This is a genomic window from Herbaspirillum sp. C9C3 (assembly GCF_013359625.1).
GTDB lineage: Bacteria > Pseudomonadota > Gammaproteobacteria > Burkholderiales > Burkholderiaceae_D > Herbaspirillum.
Window position 1 is genome coordinate 1 of sequence record NZ_JABFMQ010000032.1, and the last position, 12,200, is coordinate 12,200.

Consider the following 12,200-nt stretch of genomic DNA (forward strand, 5'->3'; position numbering starts at 1 on the left):
CCCTGAACACCAATGGCAAGATCGACCGCAAGGCCCTGCCGCCGGTGCAGATCAGCCAGGAGAGCGACTACAGCGCCCCGCAAGGCGAGATCGAGCTGGCCCTGGCGGGGATCTGGCAAGACGTGCTGGGCCTGCCCCAGGTCGGGCGGCAAGATAATTTCTTCGCGCTCGGCGGTGATTCCATCCTCAGCCTGCAGATCATCGCGCGCCTGCGCAAGCGCGGCTGGAAGCTGACGCCGCGCCAGATGTTCGATCGCCAGACCATCGCCCAACTGGCCGAGGTGGCCGAGGTGGCACAAGCCATCGATCATTCCCTCCCTCCCGCAGCCGCGCCGGTCACTGTGAGTGGTCCCGATATCAGCCTGCTGGCCTCGGCCGACCTGCCGGTGCTGCCGGTGCCGCCGGATCAGGTGGCCGCCGTCTACCCGCTCTCGCCGATGCAGACCGGGATGCTGTTTCACAGTGTCTACGACCACGGCAGCGCCGCCTATCTCAACCAGCTGCGCATCGATATCGATGGCGAGCTGGATGTGGTGCGCCTGTGCCATGCCTGGCAAGCGGTGCAGGACCGGCACGAGGTCTTGCGCACCGGCTTCCTGGCCGAGCATGTGCCGCCGTTGCAATGGGTGGCGCGCTCCCTTGCGCTGCCCGTCGCACAAGCCGACGTGCGTGCCTCCAGTGACCCCGAGACCGCACTCGAAGCGATCGCCGCCGAGCAGTTGAGGCGCGGTTTCGATCTTGCACATCCGCCGTTGCAGCGCCTGATGCTGGTGCGCACCGGTACTACGCGCCATCATTTCATCTGGACCGTCCACCACCTGTTGCTGGATGGCTGGAGTACGTCGCAACTGCTGGGCGAGGTGGTGCGGCATTATCACGGACAAGCCGCCAGCACGCCGGTGCAGGGAGGCTACCGCCACTACATCGGCTGGCTGCAGCAACAGGATGGCGAGGCTGCGCGCCGCCATTGGCAGGACAGCCTGGCCGCGCTGTCGGCGCCGACCTACCTGCACCAGGCCTGCGCCCCCGCACAACAGGCGGTGGCAGGGCATGAGGCAGGCGACGGCGAATACAAGGTCTTGCTGTCGCTAGCGCAGACCGAGCAACTGCATGGCTTCGCACGCGCGCAACGCGTCACCCTCAACACTCTGTTGCAGGCTGCCTGGGGGCTGGTGCTGCAACGTTATACCGGACAGCCGGCGGTCTGCTTCGGCGCGACCGTGGCGGGGCGACCCGAGGAGCTGGAGGGCGTGCAGCAATGGCTGGGCCTGTTCATCAATACCTTGCCGGTGCTGGTGCCGGCGGCGCACGCCCAGCCCGTCGGGCAGTGGCTGCAACAGCTGCAGGAGCAGAACCTGGGTGCGCGCGCCTTCCAGCACACGCCGCTCTACGAGATCCAGCGCTGGCACAGTCATCTGGGCCAGAGCCTGTTCGACAGCATCCTGGTATTCGAGAACTATCCCATCGACAGTGTCCTGCGCGGCGATCAGACGCAAGGGCCCCGTTTCCGCCGCACCCATACCCGCGAGCAGACCAACTATCCGATGACGGTGGGCGTAGCGCCTGGGGATGGCGTGCAGAGCGGGCTGCAGGTCGGTTTGCGCTATCAGCGCCAGCACTTCGATGACGCCACCGTGCAGCAGATTGCCCGTCATCTGCTGCACGGCTTGCAGGCGCTGACGCAATCGTCCACGCGCGCCGTGGGTGAGGTGGCACTGCTGGCACAGGATGAGCAACAGGCCTTGCTGCAGTTGGGACAGGCCGAGCCCGGCGACATGGAGCGAGCACCGGTGCACCAGCTGTTTTCGCAGATCGCACGACGCCAGCCACAGGCCGAGGCCGTGGTGATGGGCGAACTCAGCCTGTCCTATGGCGAGCTCGAGCAACGTTCCAATCGCCTGGCCCGCCAGTTGCTGGCACACGGGCAGCCCGCCGCGGCAGGCGAGCAACGCATCGCCGTGGCACTGCCGCGTTCGCCGGAAATGATCGTGGCCCTGCTGGGCATACTCAAGGCGGGCGCGGCCTATGTGATGATCGATCTGGAGGCACCCCAGGAGCGCGTGGCCTACATGCTGCGCGATGCCCGGGTTGGCCTGGTGCTCGCCCAAGGGCAACCCTGGCCCGCACTGGCGCAACAGGAGGGGCCCGAGTGGCTGGATATGGACCAGCTGGCGCAAGACGATGTTCTCCCCGGACTGCCTGCCGTCGAGACCAGCCCGGAGAGCCTGGCCTATGTCATCTACACTTCCGGCTCCACTGGCCGGGCCAAGGGGGTGGAAGTGGCGCACGCAGCGCTGTCCATGCACATCCAGGCCACCGCCGCACTCTACGAGATGGGGCCGCAGTCGCGCGAACTGCATTTCCTCTCCTTCAGCTTCGATGGCGCGCACGAGCGCTGGATGACGGTGCTCAGTGCAGGCGGCGCGCTGGTGCTGCGCGATCCCGAACTGTGGACGCCCGAGCAGACGGTCGCAGCGCTGCACCGGCATCGCATCACCCATGCCGGTTTCCCGCCGGTCTATCTGAAGCAGCTGGCCGACTGGGTCGAGCGCAGCGGCAATGCACCACCGGTCTTCCTGTACTCCTTCGGCGGCGAGGCCATGCCGCGCGAGACCTTTGAACAGGTACAGCGCGTGCTGCATCCGCAGCGCCTGATCAACGGCTATGGGCCGACCGAAACGGTGGTCACGCCGCTGGTCTGGAAAGCCGGGGCGAACCAGCCCTGCGAGGTGCCGTATGCGCCCATCGGCCGACCGGTTGGACAGCGTAGTGCCATGATCCTGGATGACCGGCTGCAATTGCTGCCGCCCGGTGTGGCCGGCGAGCTCTACATCGGCGGCACCGGACTGGCGCGCGGTTATCTCGATCGTCCCGGGCTGACCGCGGCTTCCTTCCTGGCCGATCCTTTCGGCGCGCCGGGGCAGCGCATGTATCGCACCGGCGACCTGGCGCGCTGGGGCAAGGACGGCCAGATCGTCTATCTCGGACGTATCGACCATCAGGTCAAGATCAAGGGCTTCCGCATCGAACTGGGCGAGGTCGAGGCAGCGTTGCTGGCCCAGCCTGCGGTGCGGCAGGCGGTGGTGGTGGTGCGCACCCTGGGCGGCATCGATCGCTTGCTGGCCTATGTCAGTGCGCATCCGGAGCACCTGCCTGATGTGGGGGCGATCCAGCAGGCGCTGGCTGACAGTCTGCCGTCCTACATGCTGCCCAGCCGCATCATCGTGCTGCCGGCGCTGCCGCTCAATGCCAATGGCAAGATCGACCGCAAGGCGCTGCCGCAGGAGCTGCCGGCCACGCCGGAAAGCGCGCCGGGCGATGCGCCCGAGGGCGAGCTGGAGATGCTGATCGCGGCCAGCTGGGCCGACGTGCTGGGGGTGCAGCGGGTCGGCCGGCATGACAATTTCTTTGAGCTGGGCGGCGATTCCATCCTCAGCCTGCAGATCATCGCGCGCCTGCGCCAGCAGGGCTGGAAACTGACGCCGCGCCAGATCTTCGAGCTGCAGACCGTGGCGGCACTGGCCCAGGCGGCCAGTCCGGCCGAGCCAGTGACGCAGCAGGCAGCCGCTGGGAGCGAGGCCGACGAGGCCGACGAGGCCGACGATGGTGCGGTGCCGTTGCTGCCGATCCAGGCCGATTTCCTGGCCACCCCCATCCCGCAGCGGCATCACTGGAATCAGGCCATCTTGCTGCACAGCCGCCAGCCCATCGATTTCAGCGCGATGCAGCAGGCCCTGGTCGATGTGGTCAACCATCACGATGCCCTGCGCATGGAGTTTCGCCAGGACGCGCAGGGCCAGTGGCTGCAGGCCTATGGTCCGCGCCGGGAACGCGATGCCGATGCGTCGCTGCTGTGGCAGGCGCAGCTGCATGCGCCTGCCGAACTGGACGCCTTCTGCGCGCGCGTACAGCGCAGCCTGCATCTGGAGCGCGGCCCCTTGCTGCGAGCCGGCAGCATGGCACTGGAGGACGGCAGCTGGCGCTTGCTGCTGGTGGTGCACCATCTGGTGGTCGATGGGGTGTCCTGGCGCATCCTGCTGGAAGACCTGCAGCAGGCCTATCGCCAGCGCCTGGCGCATGCCGAGCCGAACTTGCCGCCACGCACTGCCTCCTATCGCCAGTGGGGCCGCCGCTTGCAGGCTCAGGCGGCCACGCGCGCCCGGGAGTTCGATTACTGGCGCTCCCTGACCGAACTGCCTGCCAGCCTGCCATGCGATCATCCCGATGCGCCCCTGCTGGCCGCCGACCAGGCCCGCGTGGCATGTCGACTGGATGCGCTACAAACGCAGGCGCTGATCAAGCAGGCAGCGGCGGCCTATCGCACCCGCATCAATGATCTGCTGCTGGCCGCACTGGGACGTGCACTGGGACAGTGGGGTGGCATGGCGCAGCTGCTGATCACGCTGGAAGGACATGGCCGCGAACAACTGGAGAGCGGCAGCGAGGCGCTGGATGTGTCCCGCACCATAGGCTGGTTCACCAGCGTCATGCCGGTGGCCTTGCCCACGGCCGGCGAATGGCCCACGCTGATCCGCGCCGTCAAGAGCCTGCTGCGCAGCCTGCCGGACAACGGCATCGGCTACGGTCTGTTGCGCCAGTGGGGCGATGATGCCCAGCGCCAGGTCTTGCAGCGCATGCCCAAGCCGGCGCTGGCCTTCAACTATCTGGGCCAGTTCGACGGCAATTTCCGGGAGGAGGGCGGCTGGCAGCCCGCCGTCGAATCACCTGGCGCCTCGCGCGATCCGGCCGCACCGCTGGGCTGCGATCTGTCCATCAATGGCCAGGTGGTCGGGGGCGAGCTGCGGCTGGAGATCAGCTACAGCCGACAACGCTACGAGGCCGCGACCGTGCAGCGCCTGGCCGGCGCGCTGGAAAGCGCCTTGCACGAACTGATCGCGCATTGTCTCAGCAGCGCCGGCGGCGTGACGCCGTCGGATTTTCCGCTGCTGCAGCGCGATCAGGCGCAGCTGGACGCCCTGGTGGCCGAAATGGCTTGCCCGCCGGCCCTGATCGAGGACATCTATCCGGCCACCCCCTGGCAACGCAATATGCTGCGGCACCTGCAGGATTCGCCCTGCTCGGTGGCCAATGTCGTACAGCTCGACGCCAGCACTGCCTACATCGACGTGGCGCGCTTCGCCCAGGCCTGGCCCACGGTGCTGTTGCGTCATCCCATCCTGCGGACCGGCTTCGCCTGGGGTGGACAGTCGCAGCCGGTGCAGGTGGTATTGCGCCAGGCCGAGCTGCCGTTGACGGTGCTGGACTGGCGCGGCCAGTCGGCGGGCAATGTGCGGCAGCAATGGGAAGCACTGTGTCAGTACGAGCACCAGCGCGGCTTTGTGCCGCAGCTGGCGCCGTTGATGCGCTTTGTCATTGTCCAGGAGGATGGCGGTTATCGGCTGCTCTGGACCTGGCACCACGTGCTGCTGGATGGCTGGAGCATGTCGCAGCTGCTGGGCGAGGTGTTCTCGCTGATGGAACAACAGCCGCTGCAGCACCAGGCGCTGGACTTCCGCCACTACATCGCCTGGCTGCAACGGCAGGCCGGGCCGCAGGATGAACCCTTCTGGCGTGCCCAGTTCGCGCGCTGCCCGCAGTTCCCCGCCGGGCTGTTGTGCGGAGTTCCCACCCGCCTGCCGCAAGGCCAGGCCAGCGGCGCAGCATCGGCCTATGGCACCGTGCGCGAGCAGCTCACCACGGCGCAGACCCAGCTGTTGCAAAGCTTTGCAGCCAGCTGCAAGGTCACCTTCAACACCCTGGTGCAGGCCGCCTGGAGCCTGGTGCTGCAGGAAGTCACCGGCGCGGACGATGTGGTCTTCGGCGTCACGGCCTCGGGGCGCAGCACTGATTTTCCGGGGATCGAGCGGGTCATGGGCATGTGCATCAATACCTTGCCGCTGATCCAGCATCTGGACGGCACCATGGGCGTGCCGCAGTGGCTGGCCGGGTTGCAGTCGCACAACCTGGCGCTGCGCCAGCGTGAGCACGTGGACCTGGCGGCCATTTCGCAATGGGCGGCACGCAAGGAAGGCGACTGGTTCGACAGCCTGCTGATCTTCGAGAACTTCCCGGTGGATGAATCGCTGAAGAAGGGCGTCGGCCGCTCGCTGGCCTTCGACGCCATCCGCAGCCGCGGCGCCACCGAATTCCCGCTGACGGTGGTGGCCTTGCCGGGCGCGGCGCTGCGTTTCCAGTTCGAGTTCGACGGCGCACGGCTGGAGCAGACGCAGGTAGTGCAGCTGGCGCACCGGCTGATCGCGCTGCTGCTGGCGCTGCCGGGGCAGGACAAACTGTCTGGCCTGATGCGGCAAGGTGGCCAGGAGCGTACGCGCAAGTGTGCAGTCAACCGTACTGGTACTGCACCGGTACTGCAGCGCCATCCGTCCGCCCGCGCAGGCGGGGATGACGGGCAGACCGTGCTGGTGTGCATCCCTGCGCACATGGGCAATGCTCATGAGTATGACGCCCTCGCGGCCGCCCTCGCAGGCGAGCATGCGATGTATCAGCTGCTGTGTCCGCCGCAGGAGCAATGGCGCTGGAGCAGCATGGATGGCGCTGCCCTGGCGGCACAGTATGCCGCCGCGCTGTGCGCATCCCTGCCGGGCCGTCGCCTGCGCCTGCTGGGTTGGTCAGTGGGCGGTCTGCTGGCGCTGGAAACGGCGCGACAGTTGCAGGAACGCAAGCAGGCCGCGATACAGGTGGAATGGATCGGTCTGGCCGACAGTAGTGACTTTGCCGGTTTGCGCCAGCAGCTCGCGCAGTGGCCCATGCCGCCAGCGGAAATGTTGCTGGCCCACGAGGCCAGGCTGGAACGCTGGCTGGCGGCTTCACAGCGGCGCGCACAGTGGTATGCGCTGCTGGGCCAGATGAACGCGGCGCAGCGGGCGTATTTCCTCGTGGAGATCGTAGGGCGATTGGGCGAGCGCCTGCCGCTGGATGCTGCCGGCACCATCGGTGCGGAAGCGGCGTTGTGGGAACGCATCCGTTGCCTGCGGCTGGGCCTGCAGGCGCAGGTACAGGTGTCGGCTGCGCTGCACATCTGGCAGGCCGGACGACGCGATGCCGCGCAGGTGCCGACCGACTGGGCGCAGTATGGCGCCACGCTCATGTCGGTGAGCACGGTAGCACAGGCCGATCATCTGTCCCTGCTCTCTGACGCACACTGGCATGCCGGTGTGCGTGCATTGCTGGTCTGAGGCGGGCAGGGCGCCGTTGTGAAAACGCTCTCCCGGAATCATCCGGGAGAGCGCTTCAGGGGCCACTGCCATGGCAACGGCAGTGGTCGTGGCGGTGCAGGTTTCAGGCCTGGCGCAGCTTGTCCTTGCTGAGCTTGCGACCCTTGCGCTTCTTCCACCACACCACGATACCGGTCACTGAGAGCAGGCTGATGACCAGCCCCATGAAGGAAATGAAGATGCGCCATGGCAGCCCGAACACTTGCCCCATGTGCAGCGCGCCTATCCAGTTGCTGAAGGTATTGCCGCTGCGGTCGCCCGCAGGCAGCCAGTGACCGCGCAACTGCCCGGTGCGGGCATCGATGAGGATGCCGGTGTTGCCGACGTTGCTGCGCAGGTCGGCAGTACTGTGGACCATGTAGGCATAAAGGCCGCGGCGACGATCGAAGCTGAGTCTTTCCTCGAAATCGGTGCGGATGCCCCGTTGAGCGGCGAAGCGCTGCATCGCCTCGCGCGCCATCGTATGCGCCTGCGGCCAGCTCATCGGCGGTGCACTCATCGGTTCGCGCAGTGGTGGCTGGGCGCGCCAGCTGTTGTCGAAAGGCAGGATGCGTGTCATCACCGGCATGTAGATCTGGTCACGCAGGTTGAACATCACGCTGGACCAGGCGAACAGCAGCAACATCAGCCAGCACCACAGGCCGAAGGCCCGGTGCAGGTCGAGGTTGACGCGGTAGAAACCGGCCTGCCACTTGACCATCCACGCCGGTTTCCACTTGGACCAGAAGGGACGTCCGCGCGGCCAGGTGAGATAGACGCCGACGAAGCAGTCGATGGTCCAGAAGGTCGAGACCAGCCCCATCAGCAAGGCACCGGCAACGCGCGGCAAGGCCAGGGAGTGGTGGATGTTGAAGACCAGCGGCATCAGGTTCTGTGGGCGCAGGCTGATCTTGTCGCGGTCGCGCACCCCTTGCACCTTGCCGGTGTAGGGATTGACCAGGATTTCGTTGTAGGCCAATCGGTACGGGCGACCGGTCGCCGGATCCGTGGCGGGGTCGGCCATGAAGGAGACCGTGCGACCGGGCTGCGGATGCAGTATCAGCTGGTTGATCTGGACGTGCTCACCCAACTGCTGCTGGACCCGCTCACGCAGGGTGTACGGGTCCAGCATGGCCGTGGCCGCCTGGCCCGGTGCGGGCTGGGCCAGTTGCAGCTCGGGCGCGAGCCAGACCTCCAGCTCATCCTCGAAGGCCAGCAGGATGCCGGTCAGGCTGGCCACCACCAGGAAAAACGCGATCGCCAGACCGGTCCAGCGATGCAGCAGGACGAAGGTCTGGCGTGTCGGCACCCACGGCCTCCAGGTTCGCCCGGAGGGTAGCGGGGCGGGTTTTACCATCGTGTGGTCACCTGTACCAGGCCGGTGCGACGGGCACCGTATTCACACAGTTCCGAGCAGAAGGCATAGACACGGTCGGTGACGTTGTTCACCTTGAGCGCCAGCTCGAAGTTGCGCCAGTCGCTGGAAATGCGGCCCAGGTCGAAGCGGGCACCGAAGTCCAGCAGCGTGACCGAGGGGGTCTCGAAGGTGTTGAGCGCATTGCCATAGGCGCGGCCGATATAGCGCACGCCCGCCGAGACGTGCGCGCCGGCCAGGGCACCACGCTGGAAGCCGTAGTCCAGCAGTACGCCGGCATTGTGCTTGGAGGCGCCCGGCAGGGCTTTGCCCAGGGTGCTGGTGGTCGAACTGCTGGAAGTATTGCTGGTGACCTTGGTGTTGGTGTAGCTGTAGCTGGAAGTCAGATTCAGGCCATCGGCCAGCGACATCTTGCCTTCCAGTTCGACGCCGCGCGAGCGGGCCTCACCGGTCTGCAGGTAGTAACCGGCGTGGGCCAGGTCGGCGGTGGAGATGTTCTGGCGACGCAGGTCGAAGACGGCCAGCGTGAACAAGGCATTGGTATTGACCGGGGCATACTTGACACCGGCTTCATACTGCTTGGCGGTCTCCGGCGTGAGCATGGCGCCGCCGAAGCTGGTACCCGTGGTCGGGGTGAAGGATTCCGAATAGCTGGCATAGGGCGACCAGCCGCCGTCAAGCTCATATACCGTGCCCAGGTTGCGGGTATTGGCCTTGTCGCTGCGTTTGGTCTGGGTTCTGGAGATGTAGTTGCTGACGGTCTGGTCGGAGTTGTCGTGCCGGATGCCCGCCGAGACGATCCAGCGCTGGCCGATCTTGAGCTGGTCCTGCAGGTACAGGCCGACCTGTTCGTCTTCGGTCTTGGTGTTGTAGTTGTCTGCCACCGCCGGCAGGTTGGCATAGCTGCCGGTGTAGATGTTGGAGAGCACATAGCCGGCCAGGGTGTTGGGACTGAGGTAGCCGGTCACGGTCCCGGTGGTGCGATGGTAGTCCAGGCCCATGAGGACCTTGTGCTTGATCACGCCGGTACCGAAGTCGGCTTGCAACTGGTTGTCGGCCGTGAGGGTGTCCGAATTGGTCTTCAGGCGCCAGCGTTGCAGGGCCGCAGTGGCGAACTGCGTGGTCGGATAGTAGGAGGCGAAGCGCAGGTTGTTGCGGGTGCCGTCGTACTTGGTATAGCGCAGGTTCTGACGGAAGGTCCAGACATCGTTGAACTGGTGCGAGAACTGCGAACTGATCGACGCATTGTCGTATTTCTCGTTGTTGTCGGCCGAACGGCCCAGTGCGGTGCTGGTGGGGAGGCGACCATTGGGGTTGTAGCTGACCGTGCCGACGGCCGGCAACAGGTTGTTGGACAGACCTTCACTGTGTTGCAGTTCGACGCGGCCGGTCCATTCCGTGCGGTCGTCGGGGCGCCAGGTGATGGCCGGGGCCAGGAACAGGCGGTTGTCGACGGTATTGTCGACCTGGGTCCGGGCTTCACGGGCCAGGCCGGTGAGGCGATAGGACCAGACCCCCGCATCATCAAGCGAACCGCCGAAGTCGCCGGCGATCTGCTTGCGGTCGAAGCTGCCGACCTGCACCTGCAGTTCGTGCAGCGGTGTGGTGGTGGGCTTCTTGGAGACCACGTTGATCAGCCCGCCCGGGGAATTTTGTCCGAACAGCACCGAGGCCGGGCCGTGCAGCAGTTCGATGCGCTCCAGGCCATAGGGCTCGGGTGCATAGCGGCTGTAGCTGGCGTTGGAGGAAGTGAGCATGCCGTCGCGATAGAAGGAGCCGCCGTTGTTGAGGGCGAAGCCGCGCAGCAGCGAGCCGGTATCGACGATGGCGAAGGCACCGGTGGAGACCTGCACGCCACTGGTGTAGCTCAGCGCCTCGGAGACGGTGCGGGCCTGCTGGGTGGCGATCTGGTCCGCGGTCACCACCGAGATTGAGGTCGGCGTCTCGGTGATGGGAGTATCGGTCTTGGTGGCAGTCGCGCTGCGCTTGGCCACGAAACCATGCACCGGACCGGTGGCTTTCTCTTCTTCTCCCGCAGCGGTGACGGTGACCTGGGGCAGTTTGTCATCCGTGCTGGTGGTCTGGGCCATGCTGTTGGCGCAGGCCGACATGCCCAGCAGGGCGCACTGAAGGGAGCTGACCAGCAGGCGCTGGCGCAGCGGGGAAGGGTGATGCCGGAAGTTTCGTGTGGTCATGGTAAAACGCGTTCCTCGATTGCTGTTGTTGTAGATGTTGTTGACGTGAATTGAAGAAGGGGCGGCGCGGGCGGCGGCTGGCGCGCCCCGGGTCAGGCCTGCAAGGCGCCGTGGCGCTGGACATCCCCTGATGCTTGCAGTGCCGAGGGTGCTGCATGGCCCTGGTGCAGCGTGTGCGCCAGGGCCATGCGGATTTCGTCGGTGCGAACCGCCGTGATCGACAGCAGCGTGTCGGACAGGCCATGCGAGTCTTCGCAACTACCTTGCAGGAAGATCGCCGGGCGGAAGTTGGGCGTACTGTCCAGGCGGTAGTGGCGATCGACGCGCATGCCCGGCAGATAAGCTTGCAGCTCGCCCAGCAGGGCGTGATGCTGCTGGCGCTGGTAGCCGGTGCCCAGGATCACCGCATCGTAGGTTTCGGTATTGACCTCGCCGCTTTCCAGATTCTTCAGGGCCAGGTGCACGCCGGCATCGTCGCTCCAGGCCTCGACGGTGTCGTGGCGGCGCAGGAAACGATGGCGCTGTTGGCCCCGCACTTTCTGCTGATACAGCACGTCGTAGAGGCGCTCGATCAAGGCCATGTCGGGTGCGGCGTAATTGGTCTGCATGAATTCCTCCAGCAGCGCCGCGCGACTGTCGTTGGGAGTGTTGTAGACGTAGTCGGTATAGTCGGGATTGAAGATCTCGTTGACGAAGGGACTGTCGTCGGAGGGCTTGATGGTGCGCGCGCGCGTGACCAGATCCACTGACAGGTGCGGATGGCCCTGCAGTTCCAGGAAGATCTCGGTGGCGCTCTGGCCGGCACCGATGACAGCCACGCGGCGCGGTGGCGGCAGCCGTGCGAAGGCGCTGCGGAAGCTGCTGGAATGGAATACCCGCGGTTCCTCGCGCAGGTGCGCCAGGCAATCCGGGATATTGGGCGTGCCACCCAGCGCCATCACCAGGTTGCGCGTGAGGCGCTCATGGGTGCGGTGGTGGGCATCGCGCGAGACTACCCGCAGCATGCTGACCTCGCTGCCCCTGATCTCGGGCAGCACGGCGATGACTTCTTCACCGTAGCGACATTGATGATCGAAATGTCCTGCGGCCCAGGCCAGGTAATCGTTGAACTCCAGCCGGCTGGGGTAGAAGGTCTTGAGATTGATGAAGTCCGACAGTCGCTGCTTCTGGTGCAGGTAGTTGATGAAGGTGTAGGGGCTGGCCGGATTGCGCAGCGTGGCCAGATCCTTGAGGAAGGAAATCTGCATGTGGGTGCCATCGAGCATCATGTCGCCGTGCCAGGCGAAGTGAGGCTGCTTTTCCAGGAACAGGGCATCGATCGGCGCCGCCTGTGCCTGGTTCTCCTGCAGGGCGATGGCCAGCGCGAGGTTGGACGGGCCGAAGCCGACGCCGATGAGGTCATGGATCTTCAAGACG

Annotated in this window: 4 protein-coding genes; 1 reads left to right on the forward strand and 3 read right to left on the reverse strand. The window is 65.9% G+C overall.

The annotated features are described in order from the left end of the window. Positions 1–7,196: non-ribosomal peptide synthetase (locus tag HNO82_RS20220; RefSeq protein ID WP_175344908.1), on the forward strand; the 7,196-nt coding region annotated here is incomplete at its 5' end. 103 nt (positions 7,197–7,299) lie between these two features. Here the strand turns inward: HNO82_RS20220 and HNO82_RS20225 are convergent. From HNO82_RS20225 to HNO82_RS20235, 3 genes are all read right to left on the reverse strand, one after another. After that, positions 7,300–8,571, reverse strand: coding sequence for a PepSY-associated TM helix domain-containing protein (locus tag HNO82_RS20225; RefSeq protein WP_175344909.1), 1,272 nt, complete (start codon positions 8,569–8,571; stop codon positions 7,300–7,302). Next, positions 8,565–10,784, reverse strand: a complete 2,220-nt coding sequence (locus HNO82_RS20230) for a TonB-dependent siderophore receptor (protein WP_175344910.1) — start codon at positions 10,782–10,784, stop codon at positions 8,565–8,567. The genes HNO82_RS20225 and HNO82_RS20230 overlap by 7 nt, the downstream gene beginning before the upstream one ends. Positions 10,785–10,876: 92 nt before the next feature. Further along, entirely contained in the window at positions 10,877–12,196 is a 1,320-nt protein-coding gene (locus tag HNO82_RS20235; RefSeq protein WP_175344911.1) for a lysine N(6)-hydroxylase/L-ornithine N(5)-oxygenase family protein, read from the reverse strand. Positions 12,197–12,200 lie beyond the last annotated feature (4 nt).

Coding starts and splice junctions, on each gene's coding strand:
- HNO82_RS20225 (WP_175344909.1), bottom strand. CDS start 8,571: ATGGTAAAACCCGCCCCGCTACCCTCCGGGCGAACCTGGAGGCCGTGG.
- HNO82_RS20230 (WP_175344910.1), bottom strand. CDS start 10,784: ATGACCACACGAAACTTCCGGCATCACCCTTCCCCGCTGCGCCAGCGC.